Raw genomic sequence first — 19,795 nt, forward strand, 5'->3', positions numbered from 1 at the left:
GAACCATGCCCAGAGTGCTCGGCATCGAGATACCCGGCAAGAAGCGGGTGGAATTTGCGTTGCGGTACATCTACGGGATCGGTCCGGCCCGCGCGCGCCAGGTGGTGGCCCAGGCCGGGATCGATCCGGCCACCAAGGCGGACGCCCTGACGGACGAACAGGTCACGGCTGTGTCCAACGCGCTCCAGGGCTACACCCTGGAGGGCGACCTGCGGCGCGAGGTGGCCTCCAACATCCGCCGGCTGATCGGCATCGGCAGCTACCGCGGCTCGCGGCACCGCAAGGGCCTTCCCGTGCGCGGCCAGCGGACCAGCACCAATGCCCGGACGCGCAAGGGCCCGCGCAAGACGGTCGGCGCCGTCCGCGGCAAGGACGCCCGGTCCGCCGTGAAGACCGAAGAGAAATAATGTTGAAGGGCGAGGTGGGTATGGCAGAGGAAAAAGAACAGAAGGAAGTCAAGGCGCCGGCCGCGGAAGCGGTCCCGGCGGAAGCCGCCCCGGCCCCGGCCGAGGGCGCCGCGCCGGCGGAAGGGGAGGCCGCCGCCAAGCCCGTCAAGCGGAAGGCCGTCAAGGGCCAGCGCTCGGTCCCGGTCGGGATCGTGTATGTCCGCGCGACATTCAACAACACGATGGTCACCATCACCGACATGCGGGGCGCCGTGGTCTGCTGGAGCACGGCGGGCCGCTGCGGGTTCAAGGGCTCGCGCAAGAGCACCGCCTACGCCGCCACCGTCGTCGCCCAGGAAGCCGCCCGCCAGGCGGTGGGCTTCGGGATGCACGAGGTCGAGGTGCGGATCCAGGGCCCCGGCGCCGGCCGGGAGTCGGCGATCCGCGCCATCCAGTCCGCCGGGCTGACCGTCACCGTCATCAAGGACATCACGCCGGTCCCGCACAACGGGTGCCGGCCGCCCAAGCGGCGGCGCGTCTAGGTTTTCCCGAGAAAGCGAGGAAGAGTTCATGGGCAGATATACAGGACCCGTTTGCAGGATGTGCCGCCGGGAGGGCATGAAGCTCTTCCTCAAGGGCGACCGTTGTTTCATGGCCAAGTGCCCCATCGAGACGGGCCGTCCGGCGCCCGGCATGCACGGGCAGCGCCGCGGCAAGATGTCCGACTACGGCGTGCAGCTTCGCGAAAAGCAGCGCCTGCGCCGCATGTACGGCATGCAGGAGGGCCAGTTCCACCTGTTCTTCACGCGCGCGCTGCGCAAGCGCGGCGTCACCGGCGAGACGCTGCTCCAGTCGCTCGAGTGCCGCCTCGACAACGTCGTGTTCCGCCTGGGCTTCGCCCCGTCGCGCCGCGCCGCCCGCCAGTTCGTCCGTCACGGCCACATCCAGGTCAACGGGAACAAGGTGGACATCCCTTCCATGCAACTCAAGGCCGGCGATGTCGTGCAGGTGCGCGACCGCGCCCAGAGCCGCGAGTATGCCAACCGCCACATGGAAGTCGCGGAGGGCCGCGGCATCGTCGGCTGGCTGGCCCTCGACCGCGCCAACGCGCGCGGCGAGGTGCTGCACGTCCCGACGCGCGAGGAGATCGCGCCCGTGGTCCGCGAGCAGTTGATCGTCGAGTTGTACTCGAAGTAAGCAGGTCCGTGAACACCATACGGGCCGGCTAACGCCCGGCCCTGGGAGGAAAGTCATGCCCGTACGTCTGGCCCGGTTCGAAATGCCCAAGCGCATCGCCAAGGATGACGCCGGGGCGGTCCCCAACTATGGCAAATTCATCGCGGAGCCCTTCGAAGCCGGCTACGGCCGGACGCTCGGGAATTCGCTCCGCCGCGTGCTGCTTTCCTCGATCGAGGGCGCGGCCATCTCGTCCATCAAGATCGAGGGCGTCCAGCACGAGTTCAGCACCCTGCCCGGCATGGTCGAGGACGTCACCGACGTCATCCTCAACCTCAAGCAGGTGCTCCTCAAGATGTACACCCGCGCGCCCCGCAAGCTGAAGATCAGCGTGAAGGGCCCCGGCGAGGTCAAGGCCGGCGACATCCAGGCGGACAGCATGGTCGAGGTGCTCAATCCCGACCACAAGATCGCCACCCTGGACAAGGACGGCAAGTTCGAGGCCGAGCTGGAAATCAAGATCGGCCGCGGCTACTGCCCCGCCGAGTGGAACAAGAAGGACGAGCAGGAAATCGGCCTGATCCCGATCGACTCCCTCTTCTCGCCCGTCCGCCGCGTCAAGTACACGGTCGAGAACACCCGCGTCGGCCGGCGCACGGATTATGACCGCCTGATCCTGGAGGTCTGGACGGACGGCCGCCAGACGCCCGACGAGGCGCTGGCCGTGTCCGCCGCCCTCCTGCGGCACCACCTCGATGTCTTCGTCAGCGCCGAGCACGAGGAGATCGAGATCGCCGAGGCCGTGCCCGAGATCAACCCGGAGCGCGAGGAATTGCGCCGCCGCCTGAACATCAGCGTCAACGAGATCGAGTTGAGCGTGCGCGCGGCGAACTGCCTGAACAACGCCAACATCACGACGGTCGGCCAGTTGGCGCAGAAGAGCGAGGCCGAGATGCTCAAGTACCGCAACTTCGGCCGCAAGTCGCTGAACGAGATCAAGCAGAAGTTGAGCGAAATGGGCCTGTCGCTCGGCATGTCCTTCGACGCGGATGTGCTCAAGCCCTTGGAAATCGAACCCCAGGAACCGGCCGAGTAACGGCCGCCGGGAAGGAATGCCTCCATGCGCCATCGCAAAGACACGTTGAAGCTGGGCCGCACGTCGGCCCACGTGCAGGAGCTGCTCGGCAGCCTCGTCTGCAATCTGATCCTGGCCCGCCGCATCCAGACCACCGTGGTCAAGGCCAAGGCCGCCCGGCGGCTGGCCGAGCGGATGGTGACCCTGGCCAAGCGGAACACCCTGGCGGCGCGCCGCGCCGCCATCGCCCGCCTTCACCGGGCGGACGTGGTCGGCGCCCTGTTCGAGCAGGTCGGCCCGGCCTTCCAGGAAAAACAGGGCGGCTATACCCGCATCGTCAAGCTCGGGCAGCGGTTGGGCGACGGCGCCGAGAACGCGCTGCTGGAGTGGGTGAACTTCGTGCCCCAGCCGAAGGCCAAGAAGAAGGACAAGAAGGAGAAGCCCGGCGAAAAGCCCGAGGCCAAGGCCCCGGAAAAGAAGGCCGACAAGAAGACCGAGAAAAAGGCCGCGGAGAAGTCGAAGGCCTGATTCACGGCCGGCCACCGGCCGTGCCGCGCCCCCCGATCCACGGATCGGGGGGCGATTTTCTTTTCCAATTCCTGTCCGCCTCTTCCTGGAGGGCGGAGCTCCCGCGACGCCGAGGCGATCGATCACTCGTGAAGCAATTTCTTGATCGCCGGGTACGACGCCGGGTCATGCGGATGCGCCGGCAACGCCGCGATGATCTCCGCCAGCGCCTTTCCTCCCTCCCCCTGGTAGCCGCTGACGAACGCCCGAAAATCCAGCGAGGCATTATCATCCGCGCGGTCGCTGATGATCTTCCACGCGAACAGCGGCACGCCATGGTCCGCGCAGACCAGGGCCAGGCCGAAACTGTTCATGTCCACGGCATCGGCTTCGGCGACCGCGCGTATCCTTTCGCGTTCCCTGGAAGAGGCCACGAACAATTCCCCCGACGCCACGGAGATAGTGGATGTTGATGGCGCGAGCGGGGAGGGGATAGGAGCGGGGAACCGGCTCCAATCGGTTTCCCATGTTGATGATTCCGAGAGTGACGTGCCCGTGGATTCCATGACCCCGCGTTGCCAGGCCACGACGCGTCCCACGCGATACCAGCATCCGGTTTCCAGATGCTCGGACAACCCTCCGGCCGGCCCAAGTGAAAACGCCCAGTCGCAGCGAAAACGCGATAGCAAGGCCTGGGCCGATGCCGCCGTCTCCACGCAGCCCGAACCCATCTTCAACGCGTAGATCGAATGAGGGCCGAGAGCCAGACGCTGAATACGCCGCGCACCGGCGGAGTACGGTTGTCCGATTTCGCGGGCCTCTGTTTTCAGTGCTGCCAAATCGCTGTCGAGAGCGTAAAAGAAGGCAATCGTGTCTCCTCTCACCATTGAAACGGACAGGAGCAGCAGGAAAAAATGCAAACTGTGTTTCATAATTTCAACATAACCTCTTGAACCGTTTAAGATAAAGCAATATCAGAGAAACTGTAAAAAAAAGACTTGCCTCCCCCCCACGCATATAATAGAAGCCGAACATGAAACCTGTATCACGCAGGAGGTTTTTACAGGTAACCAGCGCGGCCGCTGTGGGATTCACCGCATGTTCTTTCATGTCAAGGAAGTTGATCGGTTCAGATTTGGGGCCGAAACTGGTGCGCTTGAGTCTCCTTTCTTCTGCGAAATGCACCGCATCGGATGAGGCCTTCTGCGCAAGGGCTCGTTTCAGGACTGCAGCGGATGCCATGCGCGTCGCGGCCAGACGCGGGCTCATTGCAGAAATACGCCGTGAGTGCTGAACATTTTACTCTTTCGCCCTCGGGGGACGCGCAGCAGCGCTGCGTGTCTGCCGAGGGCTTTGGCCGGGAACCGAAAACAACCCGCGAGGATTTCAGGTTCCTGGCCGCCTTTTTCTAGCAGGAAGGTTCTGGAGGCAAGGGGGCTACAGGCCGCGTCGCATGGCGCGACCTCTTTGATTGAGACAGGGTGGGAGGTATGAACATGCGACGGCATTATCATAAACATCCTTATCAGTCGCCACGGGACAAAAGGGCCTTTTCTGCAACCTTGCGCGAGATCGGTGCACGCATCCAGTGCTCTGATGTGAAGGCCGGCTTGTCCAGGGCCAACGATCTACTCGCTTCTCTCACCATCAGCCGGCATGAACAAGCCAGGGTCTTGGGCATGGTGGGCGACAGTGAATTTCTTCGCGGAGCATTTAATGAAGCTCTGACAGTCTATCAACGAGCGGCAACACTATGTTTCGATCATCACGACCTGTGGCTCCGTCCGATAATAGGTCAGGTCCTTGCCCTGTTGAAAAACGTACGCGTTGACGATGCGCGGATGATCGCGCGCCATGCCTGCGACATTTCAGCACAGAAATGCGCGGCGTTTGATGAGCAGGTTTCCGCGGCCAACGAGGAGATGGCGACAGGCGGAAGCGTGACCGTGCCTTCTCTTCCACCCCGGATCAGCGTAGTAGCGACACGAATGGGTTTTCTGTTCCTGGATGAAGGAGAACCCGACGCGGCAGAAGAGTTCTTCCAAAGAGCGGTGACCGCGAATCCCCGCGGAGCCTGTCGAGCCCGTCAAGGATTGGCTCGTATCGCACTGGTGAGTAATCCTGCCCGAGCATTGGATCTGGCCGCGGAGTCAATCCGTATAGGTCATTACGGAGCAAAAACCATAGCTGCATGGGCGATCCTGATTGCCGCTCGACGAAAACTGGGTGGCTGGCAGATTAGCCAGACTCTTCTCAACGGACTTGAGATGGCGACGCCATCTGTAAGAGCACGCGCGGTGTTGGCGATTACGCGGGAACTCCGAAATAGCGACATGCGGCAATGGCGTGAAGTGGCGGATAGATGGTTGCAGGGTGAGGGCAAGAAGTTCCCGATCATCGAGGCGGAAATCCGGAAAATGTATCTGGCTTCAGCTAAGGTTCAGCCAGGCGATGCGAAAGGCAAGCGCGAGTTGGCGGAAGCGCTCATGAGAACGCCGGGATTAAGCCGTAATGAATGGCTGGCCGCCGCCAAGGAGGCCGTCCGGGCCGGGTTCTGGGAAGGAACGACTCCGGATGTGGATGCCCTCGTTCAATTCGCCGACAACTGCTATGGAGGTGATTCCGGCTTGCGCGCAGCGCATAGTCTGGCTCTCTCGTGCATGATGGCGAAGCGGCACGACCTGGCGCGGAAGCTCCTGCAACGCAATCTGGCAGAAGCGGAGGCTGGGAGAAGCGTGTGGGCAAAGTCCCTCTGGGCTTTGGCGCGCATGGAAAACGTGCTCGGTAATTACACGTCTGCGGCCAGCCTCTATAAGAGATTCAGCGAAACACAAGCCTTGCCGATGCGATTTCGTCTTCAAGCCGGGACGTTGTGGATTCAGGCTTTGCTTAAGGGCGGAGAATATGGCGCCCTGTTGGCGGCCCGCCCAGCGATCGAGGCCATGCTGACGGAGGTTCGGGATCCTGAAACTCTCATGGATTTCGCTCGGCAACTGGCCTTGACATCGCCAGAGTTGCAGACATGGGCGGTTGATCTGTTTGAAAAAGGCGCCGCGCTGGCGATCGAGCAGTTCGAAGAAGCGAGCCATCCATCCGTTGCGCTTGATATTCTTTTCAAACTAACCCGGCGACAAGTCTACGACTTCGGCCGTTCGCACGATGCAATAAAGATGTGGGAAGGACTGAATGAGCAGCAAAGAACATGGCTATGGTCCACGCAACAGCGATATTGGGAATACCTTGGGCTTCTTCTGCGGGCGTACGGGCGGGCCGGGTCCGCTGCGGATGTAGACGGATGTGCCAAGGCCTGGCTCAAGGATGTGGCGACCCCGCCGGAGGGTAGAGTTCAGGTCGGGACCGTGTACGGGGAATGGCTGATTGAAAGCCGGCGGGTTCCAGAGGCCTTGGCCTTGTTTGACCAACTCATCCGGGAGGCGCCAACCCATCCCCAGTGCGCGCGGAGTTGGTATTGGAAAGCGCTTGGATCGTTCAAGCGAGGTGATGCACGAGAATGTGCGCGATGCGTTCAAGCGTTGCGCTTGGCGCAAGGGACGAACGTAGGGCTTCTCGACGAATGGAAGCTTGACGCTAAAGCGTTGTTACTGCTTGCGGACCTGGATCCTACCAAGATAGATGCCCAGGCAGTCAACTATCGTCCCGATTTCCTTTCCGGAGTCCTCGAGGAAATCCACCACGATCTAGCGTTACCGCTATGATAAATAAAACTGCGGCATTATCTGTTTTCACCGCCTTCCTCTTTTGCTCTTCAGCGTGGAGCCAAAGCGGAGATCCTCCTGCCGGCCACACGAATGGACCCTGTTACTGTCCCGACTTCGGATTAGCCGTCAGCCCTACGCTCATCCGGGTATGTGTCGGCAATCCGATCTACACATGTGTGTCCATGGTTAATCAAACGAACGGGCTGTGCGATGGAGCTTCTTTTTGGTTTCAAGCAGTCTCCTATTCCTGGGAGGTGATCGGAATAACCGCCGATCCTCAAAGCGGCAAAGGCCATTGCGCTGACTTCACACCGCTGACGCCGGGCCAGGCCCAGATTTATTTTACGGTTGAAGGCACCACGGACCATCCGACGGATTGCGATGTGGTAAAAACCATTTCCAAGTCCTTTTCGGCTCACCTTCTGACTCTTGACGTTACAAAGTACTACCTGGGCATCAACTTGTTCGATTCTCCGAGCCCGCCCTACGATGAACTCGTAGTAACGGCCGAATTGACACCCGAACTCTACGACTTGGACTACCTGTGGTCCCGCAGCGATAGGGTCCGCTTTACAAGCGAGCCGCCTTATCCGGTCTCCGCGCAGGTGCACGTGAAGGAAATAGGATTGCCCAGCGGTTCGTACCAAGGCGATTGGGTCGGTGTGAGCAAGCTGTGTCCGTACCTGGAAAAGCGGCTCACCGTGGTAAAACTGGATGTGGCTATCGGGTGTGTGGATGAGGATGAGGAGGAAAATCCGGGCGGGTTTGTCGGACTGAACGACAATGACAGTGACGGCAGCGGTATTCCGGATAAGGACGAAGCTCCGTTGTTACTGGATGATACGGATCTTGTCGGCGTTGATATCGCGATCTATCCCGCCAATTTGCCGGCGGGACAGACCGTGGAGCTAACGGGAATTGCCCATTGTTATGAAGATCGCCGGAAGCAGACTCCGGCTGCCAGTAGCTATCCGGTCTCCAGCTTCCCTTTAAAACTCTACGTTGAGGGGCAGCTTCCCGAGGCATCAGGCCAAATTGTGGCCGTTCATCCCGCGAGCGGCGCGCGGGACAGAATCAACTATACGGTTCTGACGAACGCGGTGCCCGACACGGAACCTCCCGTGTTGTATGGAGTGCCGGAATCCGTGACCAACGAGTGCCCCGTGGGCGATACCAGCGCTCCAACCGTGACAGCCCGCGATGATCGGGATGGCTCCGTGCCGGTGACGCTGGAGGAAACCACCGAAGGGTCATGTCCCACGGTCATCACCCGCACCTGGTCGGCGGTGGATTCCAGCGGGAACGAAGCGTCGGAGACGCGGACCATCACCATCAACGACACCACGGATCCGGTCATTGATATTGCTTCGGAAGTTGAAGTGGAGGCCGACAAAGACGGGTATGCGTGGTTGCCCGATTTCCGATCCGCCGCCAAGGACAGTTGCGCCTTGGATTCCGTAACGCAGACGCCGGCTCCGGGATCGAAAAAGTACTCCGTTGGCGACGCGGTACGGGTGACGTTGTATGCCGTGGACCAATGCGGAAATGACGAGACGGGTTCGTTCCTCGTGAAGATTGTCTGTAAGAAGTGTGAGGGCGACTCCTGCCCGTCCGGCAGCGGCTACGCGAATAATGATAGCGTTCACCTGGAGATGAGCTTGGGACGAATGGCCGACGGGAAATCGGCGGGGAGACTTACCTTGTATGCCCGGTATCCCGTACCGGATCTCACTTCTCCGCTGGGATTGAGATACTATCGCACGGGAAGCGGGGCCGAGGTAATCCGCTCCGAGGATGGCGCCCTGCGACAAGTGCGCGCCACGCAGGCGTTGGTGGATATCGTAACGAATAGCTCCATCAGCTATGACGTGCGTTTCTATCTGCCGGCATCGGCGGGGGAGAAGAACGCGGAAGGCCTGTATGAGCCTGTAGGCGTGCCTTATGTGATCTGGCGCATAGAGGGGACGCCCGGCAATACGAACGCGGTGGCCATCAGCGAAATCAGGGAAGGAGCTACAAAGGAGTACGCGTATACATGGGATGCCGGCTATCAGGGCTGGAGCCTGAACTCCGGCAACGGCGGCCGGTATGAAACGCGAATCACGGAATTGGTGGATACCAACGAAATGCGGCGGTTGGAGTATTACGCCGTGTATGACGGGTCTGGAAGCCCCTATGGCATGGTGACCTATTCGGAAAATAACGAATACCGCACGTTCCCCTGGGGTGAGGAGCGGATAAGCACCGTTCAGGACAACGGCGGGGCCGGATTGACCACTACGTGGTCCTATTACACGGACCCGGAACAAACAGGGAAATACGCCCGGATAGAATGGGAGCGCAAACCGGACGGTAATTTCCTCTGGTATGACTACGACACCGAAAGCCGGGTAACGGTCGAGGCCCGAATGTGGAAGGACCACGACATCTCGCCTCTCACGTCGAATGCGGTCATGGAAAGTGCCTGGGTAGTCCTGAACGACTATACTTCCGTGGATGCCGCAGATGACGGATCCATCCATTCCAGGAAGCCGAGGATCGTAACGGAAATGGTTCAGGGCGTGGCCGTTGCCAAGACCTATTTCGCGTACATGGCGGCTGCGAACGGTGAGGTTACCGAAATTCGCGAGGAGTGCCATGCCCCAACGGCCGCCTATGGCGATCCGTCCAATCTTCGAACGCGAACGGTGTATTATTCGGACACCGAGGAGTTGTGGCCGGGCCAGGTGAAGAGCGTCACGCAACCGAACGGCCAGTTCGACTGGTATGTCCATGAAAAAGGCTCGTACGCCGGGGGGGCCACCAATTGGGGCCTGTTCACTCCCGGCACGGGAGCTTTCGTGCGCATCACGACGGTTCACGGAACAACGGCCAGCACAAACGGGATCGCCTACAAAACCACGAAGGAACTGACGATTCAAGACGGGTTGGGTAACGAGATACGCAAGGAAGGGTATGTGCGCGCCAGCTCCGGATACCCGCGCGTGAACAGGACGTTGCAGGTGTTTGACGAACAAGGCCGGCTTACGGAAGTGCGTTATGACAATGGCTTGTCTCGCTCAACCACGTGGAGTAGCTGCTGTGGCAGGGAATCCGACGTGGAGGCGGATGGGTCCACGACCCATTATGTATATGATACCTTGGGCCGCCTAGTGTCCCGTACCAAGCAAGGCATCCCAGCGTCCGAGTATCCCGAACAGCCGGACGTAATAACCACCTATGCCTATGATGCGGCGGGTAATGTTCTGGCCGAATCCATAGCGGCGGGTGGATTAACCCTTTCCACCAGCAATCAATATGACCGCGCCGGCCGCCTGGTTAAAACCGTGGATGCGGCAGGATTGGTCACGACCTACGCCTATGAAGAGGGTGGGCGAATCGTGACCATCACCCGCCCCGGCGGGGCAACCGAGATCACCGAGGCATTCATGGATGGGCGGCCTAAGAGCATCACCGGAACGGGTGTGGTCCCACGGTTCCATGATTACGGGGTGAACGCGGACGGTTCGCAGTGGACCCTCGTGCGCACGGGGTCCTCGAACTCGCCCATGTGGGAAAAAACAACGACCGATGTGCTGGGGCAAACCGTTCGCATCGAAAGACCCGGTTTTGGCGGCGTCCTGGTCGCCACAGAGAACGAATACAACAACAAAGGACAGTTGGTAGCGACCCGCCAACTGGAGGGCGAGCCTCCCGGCGAGCCGATCATGGCGGCCACCCTTTACGGCTATGACGAACTGGGCAACCAGATCTACAGCGCCATGGATGTCAACGGCAATGGCGTCCTGGACCTGGCTGGTCCCGATCGTGTCAATGAAACTCAACAGCGCTATATGTCGGAGGATGGAGAGTGGTGGCAGGAGTCTGTTTCCAAGGTTTATTCTGCGGAGAACAGCGCCGCGCCCATTACCAACGCCGTTCAGCGACGGCGGCTGTCGGGCGCCGACTGCGGCTGCGCAGCGGGGAAGACGGTATCCACGGATATCCTCGGGAACGAGACCGTTGAAACCGTCTCCATTAACCCCGTCACAAGGACACTCACGGCGGTGACGGATGTACCCGATTCCACACAGGACGTGGTGGCTGTTACCGTAAATGGCTTGCTCCAGGCCTCGACGAGCAAGAGCGGCCTGACCATGACCTATGCGTATGACGCCCTGGGCCGGCTTGTGGGCGTGACGGATCCGCGCACGGGAACGGCCTGGACCCACTACAACACACTGGGCCAGGTGGACTATACCGAGGACGCGGCGGGGAACCGAACGACCTATGCCTACGATCCCGCCACAGGTCGCCGCACAACCGTCACCGATGCCTTGAGCAACACGGTCAATACGACGTACTACATCAATGGCCAGGTGGCCGACGTCGGCGGCGCCACCTACCCCGTGGCGTACGAATATGACGACTACGGGCGCATGACGTTGATGAAGACCTGGCGGGACGAGGCGAACGACCCGGATGTGACCGCCTGGCACTACGACGAGGGCGCCGGCCTGCTGACCAACAAAGTCTATGCTGATGGAAACGGCGTCGCCTATCAGTACGATTCGGCCGGCCGCCTGACCCGGCGAACCTGGGCGCGCGGCGTCACCACGGACTACTCCTATGACCTCCTTGGGCAATTGACCAACATCTCCTACTCCGACTCCACTCCCGACGTTTCCTATGCCTACGACCGGCTCGGTCGCCAAACCTCCGTAGCCCAAAGTGACACGGGCGTCCCGCCCGTACAGCACCTGTTCGCCTACAATCCCTCCACTCTCGCCCTCGTCACCGAAACTCTTATCCACGACGACGAGACCAACGTCCTCGCGCGTTCGCAAGACACCCTGGGGCGGCCGACCGGCATTTCCCTGGATTCCTCCTACGCCGTTATCTACGGCTATGATGATCTCGGCCGCTTCGCCGCCCTCTCCTCATCCGTGCAATCCGCGTCATCCGCGGTCAATTACACTTACGTCCCAGGCTCCGAACTCCTGGCGGGCTATTCCGTCACGCCCGGAGGGTCAGCGTCCTCGCTGACCGTGTCCCGGACCTTCGAACCGCACCGCAACCTGATTCTCTCGGTCACGAACGACTGGGCCGGCTCGGTGGTCTCCTCTTTCGACTACCAGAACGACGCCGTCGGCCGCCGCACGAGCCGCATGGATGGAGACGCGACGCCCTCGTCGCGCACGAACCTGTTCGGCTACAACGCGCGCTCCGAACTCACCGGCGCGCTCATGGATACCAATACCTTCGACTACGACTACGACGATATCGGCAACCGCGAATTAACGCTAATTAACGCGAATACGAACACCTACGCGGCTAACGAATTGAACCAGTATTCCGAGGTGGTGGAGGGCGGAGCTCCCGCGACGCCGCTTTCATATGACCTGGACGGCAATCTGGTGGCCTCCGCCGATCCTCCGTGGAGCTACGCGTGGGACGCCGAGAACCGGCTGGTCCAGGCGGACTACAACGGCCCCGCTATTCCGAGCACGCTCCGGCGTGTAGAGTACAGCTACGACCATATGGGGCGCCGAATAGAGCGGAGGCGCTACAAGAAGCCCCTTAACATGTATGTTTTGCTGGACATCAGGCGATACAGATACGACGGTTGGAACATGATCCAAGAGGTCAGTGAGTCCGACGACCCGGACGGAAGCGGGACCAACTCCTATGTTTGGGGCCTGGACTTGTCCGGAACGCTCCAGGGCGCGGGCGGCATCGGCGGCCTCCTATCCGTTCTCCCCTCCACCGGATGGGCCGGGGGTGGGTACTTCCCCGTCTGCGACGCCAACGGCAACGTGACCGACCTCGTGGACGCCAACGGAGCCCTCGTCGCACATTGCGAATATGACCTCTTCGGTAACATCATCCGTTCAACCGGCCCCGCCGCGGACAACAATCCTTTGGGTTTTTCGACCAAGTACCGAGACTCTGAAACCGGCCTGATTTACTACGGGTTCCGCTACTACGCCCCGGAGACGGGCCGGTTCCTCAGCCGCGATCCGATCGGGGCCGCTGGTGGTGCGAACCTGTATGCGTTCGTACGCAACTCGCCAATCGATCTTGTCGACATCCTCGGTCTGGTTGACCCTGAACTCGGTGTCGCTCTCGCAATCGGCCTCGGCTGGGATAACGCCACCGGCCCCTACATCAGCACCGTCAGTCTTGTTGGTAGTGCAGCCCAAGGACTGTGCGACAACTTGAAGTTCCGGGGTGACGTTCACGTTCGGTTCTACACTGGCGGGTTGGGAACAACGCACGGCGACCGGAGCTTCACCGACTTCGCTCTCGATCTTACCGGGTCGCTGTCTGCCACGCTCGGAGAGGGAAGCGGAGCAGGCACGTCATATTACACGCTGAACTACCAGACCCGATCTGCCGTCGAGAACACCTTCCAAAACTCTATCTCTCTCGGTCAGGCACGGAACTACAACTCTGCCCTGGGGCAGAAAACCCGTGTCGGGTTCATGGGACTCAGGGCCGACAACTTCTTCATGCAGTACAACAACGATGTGGCGTGTCCTCCGACCTGGGGCGAGGGCACGGACCATGGATGGACCGGAGGCGGCATCCTTGGACTCTACGTCGGAGGCGGCAACTCGATAGAAACCGGCTTCCAAGACTTCACCGGTGACTTAATCAATCGTCGCCTGCGCCATCCCGGAGACGGGCGCAGTCGTGACGGCTACTATCGACAGACCCAAGGAGACCTGTCACTCAATCGTGCTGAGTGGTTCCTTCGGTACGGCGGTGGTCAAGGTGCTGCGACGCTATCCATCTCAAGCCCGGACTGGCTCAACGTGCAGCACTTCATTCATGACTACATCTCGCCGGGTGCGGCATGCTTCGAGTATCCAGAGTTCCGGTACTCGTTGACTGTCGAAGGTGAAGTCAAGGCCAAGCACTGATGCGCTTGCCATCCCTCAGCACTTTACTCGTGTGCGTGGCGGTTCTCTCCGGATGCCGGACCGATCGCGTTATCTCGGAGTTCCGTCACGTCCCGAAGAATCCCCGCTTCTCGATCCAGCCGGCGGACTACACGCGTACCGACATGCTCGACTTCCAGGCTGTGTACTACACGGTTGATGAGGCGGAAACGAAGTACGGTACTCGGAAAGCGTACAACTACCTTCGCTTCTGGCCAACGGGGCACGTCCTCATCGACTTCGCGGACCATCTCCCCGATGCAAAGGAGGCGGAGGACTTCTCGCACGCGTACCTTGGTTACTACCGCCTGCATGAGCGGAAGATCGTACTTGAGTTCTTCTCGCCTGATACGGGCCGGTGGCGATGGGACTACGGGCGCGACAGTGGGTATGTTGATGGCGACTCCATCGTCATTACGAGCTCCACGCTTGGCGCGAGATCCTGGGAGAATCGAATCGCCTTCACAAGGCATCCCGTCGAGGGACTGAAACGCCGACCAGACTGGTGAGGGCTTCGCAGGAGCAGGGTCATCATGAACGGGGAACGGAACGGGTCCGGGGTAACGGGGTCAACCCTCAAATAACAAATAATACCAGGATGGGAACATCGAGATGAGATTGCAGATGCTGGTTGTGATGGCGATGTGGTTTCTGTCCTTGGCCGCGCAGGGGGAGAATCTGCTGGAGAATCCGGGGTTTGAGTACGAGGGTTCGTGGACCGCGCAGGATTCCGCCTCGTTGAGGAACACGTGGCGCTCGCATGACGGGGGGCAGTTCAATGCGGGGATCCTGGGGCTCTGGGCCACGCGCGGGGCCAATGGCTTTGTCGAACAAGCGGGCATTCCCGTGCTGGCCGGGAAACGGTACCTGTTCCAGGCGTGGCTCTGGGCCGATCTGGGCTGGAAGCCGGCGGAGCAATACATGAGCATTTTGTTCCAGGATTCAACCGGACAAGTCCTGAAGGAGGAGAAGATTCCTTTGCCCAGCCTCCATCCCGTCTGGACGCCGGTCAAGTGCGCGGCCTATGCCCCGATGGGCGCGGTGACGGCCAGCGTGCGCATCGGCGCGCGCGGCGTATCCTTTCACGGGGCGCTGACCATTGACGATTGCTCCTTCGCGAACGAGGACATTCCCGAGTAGTGTCCGGCTCCTGAAGACCATGATCCCGCGTTGGTTCATTCCCGTTTTGCTGGTATCGCTTGCGGCGGTTGTTCGCGGCGAGAACCTGCTGAAGAATCCCGGATTCGAGGAGGGTGGGTACTGGGCTTCCTACTTGTACGCCTATCCGCGAAATGAATGGCGTTCTCATGACGACGGTCGGTACAACGCCGCGATCATGGGCTTGTGGGCGGGAAAGGGCCCGTTAAGCGTCATTGACCGAAAGATATGGGCCGATCAATCGCCCGACGGTATGATCGAGCAACGGGATATTCCCATCGCCCCCGGCCGAAGCTATGTATTCCGGGCCTGGCTCTGGGCCGATCCGGGATGGGCACCCGTGCAACAGTACATGAAGATCATCTTCTATGACCGGGAGGGGTTCATCCTCGGAGAGCGTTCCATTGATCTGCCGACGATTTATCCGATGTGGACCGCGTACGAATGCGCGGCGGCTGCGCCGGCCGGCGCGGTCAAGGCGTCCGTGGCCATCGGCGCGCGCGGCGTGCGGTTGTACGGCGCGATGACGATAGACGATCTGTATTTCGGCGAGTAAAAGCGCCGTGCCGGGCCGGCCGTGGACAGGCCGGACTTGTCTTTGCCCTTCGATCGCGCGAGGCTACGTAGCCGCCCCGGGAACGGGGTGGCAGATATTTCATGGCCGGATGAGTATTTCAAAAATGAATCCTCGCCTCATTGCATACAGCGATGGTTCTGCTATTCTGCCCGCTGTTACGGCGAATCGTACCTTGCCGGGGGATCTCGTCATGAAAGCGAACCGTTTCTGGATAGTCTGGCTGGTCCTGTGGATCGTGGCTTCGGCGGCCCATGGCCAGGCCGAGACCCCGGCGCCGGAACCGGCGGCGGTCATCGTGGATGCGCAGCAGAGCGCGGTGCAGTCGCTCGAGGCGCTGCTCCAGTCCATCGTGAGCCAGGAGCAGGAGGCGGCCCGCGTCCAGCAGGAACTCATCGCGGCGCCGGACGAGGTGACCCGGCAGGAGCTGGCCGATCGGCTGAAGGACCTGCGCGCCGAGGCCGAGGAGGGCCGGCGGCAGTTCGAGCGGTTCGCCGTGGATATCGATCTTTCCCCGTTCGTCGAGGAGGTCAAGACCGGGTTCGATTGGCAGCAGGAACTGGGCAAGCTGCTTAAGCCCATCATGGCCGAGTTCGAGGCCGCCACGGCGGAGACTCGCGCCATGGGGATGCTGCGGGAGAAGATCGCCGACGTGGGTGAGCGACTGGCGCTGGCGGAGACCGCGGTGGCGAACATCGGGCGCCTTCGCGCCCAGGCGGAGTCCCCCGCGCTCCAGGCCCGGCTCGACGAGCGGCTCGCCTACTGGACCCGGCTTCGCGACAACGCGGCCAACGAGCACCGCGCGCTCGAGCTCCAGTTGCAGAACCGGCTCGGGCAGAAGAAGTCGCTGCTCGATTCCACGACCGGCTACGCCAAGAACTTCGTGCGCACCCGCGGCCTGAACCTCGTGTACGGGATCGGCGCCTTCTGCGCCGTCTTCTTCGGACTGCGCGCGCTGGCGGCGCTGTCGCGGCGCCGAAAGAAGGCGAAGAATTTCCGCTCCCGCCTCGCGGCGCTGGTCCTGCACCTGGCGAGCATCCTCGGCGGCCTGCTCGCGATGCTGCTGGTCTTCAACATGGTCGGCGACTGGTTCCTGCTGGGCCTCGTGGTCATCTTCCTGCTGGGCATCGGGTGGGCCGGGATCCGCACGCTGCCCCAGCACATGGAGATGATGAAGCTCGCGCTGAACATCGGCACCGTCCGGGAGGGGCATCGCCTGGCGTGGGAAGGGGTCCCGTATCGCGTGGATTCGCTGGGGTTCTCCGCCAAGCTGGTGAACCCGCTGCTGGACGGCGGGGTGCAGATGCTGCCCGTGCTGGCCCTCGTCGGGCGCTATTCCCGCCCGCCGGGCGAGCGGGAGGAATGGTTCCCCACGCGGCCGGGCGACTGGGTGGAACTATCGGACGGCCAGGCGGGGCGTGTGGCCTACCAGACCCCAAGCTCGGTTCAACTCGTCGCGCTGGGCGGGGCGCAGACTGTCTACCCGACAGCGTCGTTTGTGCAGTTGAACCCGCGGAACTTGGGCACCAACTTCCGGATTGTCGAGACGTTCGGGATCGGCTACCGGCACCAGGCCATCGCGACGACGGACGTCCCCCGCCTGATGCAGGCGCGGCTGGAAGGAGAGTTGGTGAAGGGCTTTGGCGGCGAGAACATCCTCGATGTCCAGGTTTCCCTCAAGGCGGCCGGCGCGTCGTCCCTGGACTACGAAATCCGCGTGGACGTGAAAGGCGAATTGGCGCCGCGGGCCGGCGCACTGCACAGCGAGATCCAGCGCATCCTCGTGGATGCCTGTAACGAGAACGGCTGGGAAATCCCGTTCCCGCAAGTCACGGTGCACCAGGCCTCCTGATGCCCGGGGAATCCCGGGCCCGCCCACCTGTCGGCGGCGTGAAGCGGTTCGTGTTACGGCGTCGGTGCGGGCGCGGCAACGGCGGCCATCGCTTCGCGGACCTCGATGGCGGCGAGGTAGTAGGCGAGGACTTCTTCCAGGTCGGTCCGTTCTTCTTTGTCGCTGCCCGCGGTCTGGATGGCTTCGCGCTGTATGTTCACGGCCTCATCTAGCATGCCCGCCGCATAGTGGACCCGGGCCAGTGTGTCGAGGTGCGAGGCGATCTTCCGCTCGGAGAGGGCCACGGCCCGCGTCGCCGCCTGGTGCGCGATGCCCAGGTCGCACATGGAAAAAGGGGAGGTGCAGGCGATCCAGGCCAGCGTGTTCAACGCGTCCGCGTCGTTCTCGAACGCCGCCTGCATCCGGCGGTAGATGTCCGGGAAACGGGCCGTGTCACCGGTTTGGGCCAGCAGGCCCAGCCACATCTGGAAATACTCCATCCTGGCGTGGCCCTGTTCGATGAGCTCTTCCGCTTTCGCGGCCGCCTTCTCGTACTCCCCGCTCATAACGAGCTCTTGAAGCTCCTCCTCGATCTTCTGGAGCGACTGCGCCGCCTCCATGTTGAACGAGCCCTCCAGCAGTTGGTCCACCGTTTCCTCCAGCCCGGACATCGGATGACCGGACCAGACCACCACGCCCTCCCGGTCCACCACGAAGGCGTGCGGGATGCCGGAGACGTCTTTCATGTACTCATCCACGGTAGCACGATTGGTGTCCACCCCCACGCGGTAGGCCATCTGCATCTTTTCTGCGAACGGCTTGACGGTCTCCTCGGGCTCATCCGTGATGCCGACGATCACGACGTTCTTGTCCTTCCATTTTTCATTGAGCTCGTTGAGATGGGGGATGGATTTCCGGCAGGGCGGACACCATGTAGCCCAGAACTCGATCACGTAAAGCGTTTCGCCGTCCGGTTCCGCGGGATTGACCGGTTCGCCATTCAACCACAGGTCAACCTGGACGGGCGGAGCCTTCTCGCCGACTTCAAGCGCAAAGGCCTTGGAGAAAGTCAGTAACGCGACCAGCATGCTGAAGAACATGGATTTCATGGTGCTGTGCCTTTCGTGGATCCCTATACTATGAAGTGTCCCTAACAAACCACGTCCTGGCGAGTCATGCAACCGAGAAAAAATGCGCTTTGGTTTTTTTTACCTGTTGACTGCACGGGTGCTATGATCTATAAAAAAACTAAATCCTGTTCGCGTCGTTGGGGAGGAGTGTCTTCAGGCTTGGGAGGGCTGGAGATGCCGTCTGGATAATCCGGGCGGCAAGAGGTGGAGGACTAATGTCCCGGTGCCGTTCAACAGCAAAGTGGCGCATGGCTCTGGCCGTGTGTTTCGTTCTGATGCTCTGCGCCGGCCTTGCCCACGCAGATATTATCAGCCTGCTCTCCTACGTCAGCATGTCCCTCGAGGACCCCGAAAACAATCCCTTGCCCGAGGGTTCCGTGGTCCTGATTTTCGGCAGCACGGACGCCGTTAACGACGGCATGGACCAGGTCGGCAACAGCTTCGTCGCGGACTCGACCCGGAACGATGACGTCCTGTTGGGCATGGCCATCGTCGGCCAGCCTTACTACAGCGGCGGCGGCGGCGGGGGCGATGTGATGGGGACGATTCTTTCGGACATGCTGATTACGTGGGACGACACCGACGTGGTCATCAACCACCTTTACATTCGCTTCTTCAATTCAACCAATGTCCCGGACCTGGTCTCCAGTTGGGGGGAATCGCGCCTCGCCGACGCCGACGCGAATTTTCACCTGGTGGAGGCGGACTTCGATATTACGACAAACAGCGTGATCGGCGACCGGGTCTGGTACGACCTGGACGGCGACGGGCTGCAGGAGGACGGCGAAAGCGGTGTGCCGGGCGTCCAGGTCGTCCTCTACCGGGACGGCGCGCCCCTGGCCACCAACACCACGGACGCGACGGGAAACTACCGCTTCAGCTACCTCGCCGCGGGCAGTTACCAACTGGGTTTCGTTCGCGGGAGCTATCCTGCGGGCTACGTGCCGACCGTGCGGGGCCCCACCGGCGCCTCCGATGCGGACGATAGCGATCCGGACTCGTCGACCGACCTGACGGAACTCATCCCGCTGGGCGAAGCAGAACAGGATTTGAGCTGGGACCTCGGGCTGGTGCTGCGCTCCGCGGACGTTTCCCTGACGAAGACGGCGGAGCCGGTGTTCGAGTACGAGCAGAAGTGGTCGATCCCGATCTCGAAGGGGATGCAGTTCACGGACGGGGACTACTGGCTGCGGCTGGAGAGCGGGAAGCCGAGCTTCGACGTGTGGGGGCCGGGCAACCTGAAGAGCACGAACGTGCTGGATTCGACCTGGCACCACGTGGTGGGGCGGTTCACGCGGGGGACGAACGACGCGTGG

General features: G+C 61.5%; 15 protein-coding genes. 12 read left to right on the top strand and 3 right to left on the bottom strand.

Going from position 1 to position 19,795, the window contains the following annotated elements:
* Positions 1 to 5: 5 nt before the first annotated feature.
* The 5 genes from rpsM to rplQ are packed head-to-tail and all read left to right on the top strand — an operon-like array spanning position 6 to position 3,165.
* Positions 6 to 407, top strand: coding sequence for a 30S ribosomal protein S13 (gene rpsM, locus KA248_09250; protein MBP7830088.1), 402 nt, complete (start codon positions 6 to 8; stop codon positions 405 to 407).
* 20 nt (positions 408 to 427) lie between these two features.
* On the top strand, positions 428 to 928 hold the full coding sequence (gene rpsK, locus KA248_09255) for a 30S ribosomal protein S11 (GenBank protein MBP7830089.1): 501 nt from the start codon (positions 428 to 430) through the stop codon (positions 926 to 928).
* Between the two features lie 28 nt (positions 929 to 956).
* The gene (gene rpsD / locus KA248_09260; GenBank protein MBP7830090.1) at positions 957 to 1,583 is read left to right on the top strand and encodes a 30S ribosomal protein S4; all 627 of its coding nucleotides are present in this window, start codon (positions 957 to 959) and stop codon (positions 1,581 to 1,583) included.
* A gap of 55 nt (positions 1,584 to 1,638) precedes the next feature.
* Complete coding sequence (locus tag KA248_09265) at positions 1,639 to 2,658, top strand: DNA-directed RNA polymerase subunit alpha (GenBank protein ID MBP7830091.1); 1,020 nt, start codon at positions 1,639 to 1,641, stop codon at positions 2,656 to 2,658.
* Positions 2,659 to 2,682: 24 nt separating this feature from the next.
* Complete coding sequence (gene rplQ, locus KA248_09270; GenBank protein MBP7830092.1) at positions 2,683 to 3,165, top strand: 50S ribosomal protein L17; 483 nt, start codon at positions 2,683 to 2,685, stop codon at positions 3,163 to 3,165.
* Positions 3,166 to 3,287: 122 nt separating this feature from the next.
* Here the strand turns inward: rplQ and KA248_09275 are convergent, their stop codons facing one another.
* Together KA248_09275 and KA248_09280 are read right to left on the bottom strand one after the other, a co-directional pair.
* Complete coding sequence (locus KA248_09275) at positions 3,288 to 4,076, bottom strand: hypothetical protein (protein MBP7830093.1); 789 nt, start codon at positions 4,074 to 4,076, stop codon at positions 3,288 to 3,290.
* A gap of 4 nt (positions 4,077 to 4,080) precedes the next feature.
* On the bottom strand, positions 4,081 to 4,413 hold the full coding sequence (locus KA248_09280) for a hypothetical protein (protein MBP7830094.1): 333 nt from the start codon (positions 4,411 to 4,413) through the stop codon (positions 4,081 to 4,083).
* A 221-nt stretch (positions 4,414 to 4,634) separates the two neighbouring features.
* Here KA248_09280 and KA248_09285 point away from each other — a divergent pair, with 221 nt between their 5' ends.
* The 6 genes from KA248_09285 (at position 4,635) to KA248_09310 (ending at position 17,370) form a co-directional block, all read left to right on the top strand.
* Positions 4,635 to 6,860, top strand: a complete 2,226-nt coding sequence (locus KA248_09285; GenBank protein MBP7830095.1) for a hypothetical protein — start codon at positions 4,635 to 4,637, stop codon at positions 6,858 to 6,860.
* Positions 6,861 to 7,045: 185 nt separating this feature from the next.
* On the top strand, positions 7,046 to 13,768 hold the full coding sequence (locus KA248_09290) for a hypothetical protein (protein ID MBP7830096.1): 6,723 nt from the start codon (positions 7,046 to 7,048) through the stop codon (positions 13,766 to 13,768).
* Positions 13,768 to 14,295, top strand: a complete 528-nt coding sequence (locus KA248_09295) for a hypothetical protein (GenBank protein ID MBP7830097.1) — start codon at positions 13,768 to 13,770, stop codon at positions 14,293 to 14,295. The genes KA248_09290 and KA248_09295 overlap by 1 nt, the downstream gene beginning before the upstream one ends.
* A gap of 103 nt (positions 14,296 to 14,398) precedes the next feature.
* Entirely contained in the window at positions 14,399 to 14,926 is a 528-nt protein-coding gene (locus tag KA248_09300; protein ID MBP7830098.1) for a hypothetical protein, read from the top strand.
* Positions 14,927 to 14,945: 19 nt separating this feature from the next.
* The gene (locus KA248_09305) at positions 14,946 to 15,500 is read left to right on the top strand and encodes a hypothetical protein (GenBank protein ID MBP7830099.1); all 555 of its coding nucleotides are present in this window, start codon (positions 14,946 to 14,948) and stop codon (positions 15,498 to 15,500) included.
* 211 nt (positions 15,501 to 15,711) lie between these two features.
* A complete protein-coding gene (locus KA248_09310; protein ID MBP7830100.1) occupies positions 15,712 to 17,370 on the top strand; it encodes a mechanosensitive ion channel in 1,659 nt (552 codons plus the stop codon).
* A 53-nt stretch (positions 17,371 to 17,423) separates the two neighbouring features.
* Here KA248_09310 and KA248_09315 read toward each other — a convergent pair whose 3' ends face one another.
* On the bottom strand, positions 17,424 to 18,458 hold the full coding sequence (locus KA248_09315) for a TlpA family protein disulfide reductase (protein MBP7830101.1): 1,035 nt from the start codon (positions 18,456 to 18,458) through the stop codon (positions 17,424 to 17,426).
* Between the two features lie 281 nt (positions 18,459 to 18,739).
* Here KA248_09315 and KA248_09320 point away from each other — a divergent pair.
* Positions 18,740 to 19,795: hypothetical protein (locus KA248_09320; protein MBP7830102.1), on the top strand; the 1,056-nt coding region annotated here is incomplete at its 3' end.

It is taken from the genome of Kiritimatiellia bacterium (genome assembly GCA_018001225.1).
Classification (GTDB): Bacteria; Verrucomicrobiota; Kiritimatiellia; order CAIQIC01; family JAGNIJ01; genus JAGNIJ01.